Source organism: Pseudomonas sp. AC463 (assembly GCF_979253585.1).
In genome coordinates, this window is sequence record NZ_CEEDDZ010001014.1 from 1 (window position 1) to 246 (window position 246).

Below are 246 nucleotides of genomic sequence, written 5' to 3' on the forward strand. Positions count from 1 at the left end.
GGCCCACACCGACAGCAACGTATGCGCGATGGCGTAGGCCGGCGGCGCCAGGAAGGGGCCCTTCTCCCCGGCGAGCACTGCGCGGACTTCGTCACGGGACACCCAGATCGCGTCCTCCAGCTCGTTCGTGTCGAGCGTGATGCGGTCGTCGAGCGCGCGAGCGGTGCAGGCGATCATCAGCGAAGACGGGAATGGCCAGGGCTGGCTGGCGACGTAGCGGACGTCGGTGACGGCGATGCCCGCTTC

At 69.5% G+C, this 246-nt stretch carries 1 pseudogene; it reads right to left on the bottom strand.

The window, feature by feature from the left end:
* Window positions 1-246, bottom strand: a pseudogene (locus AC0IYH_RS33305) (hypothetical protein); the annotation flags it as partial.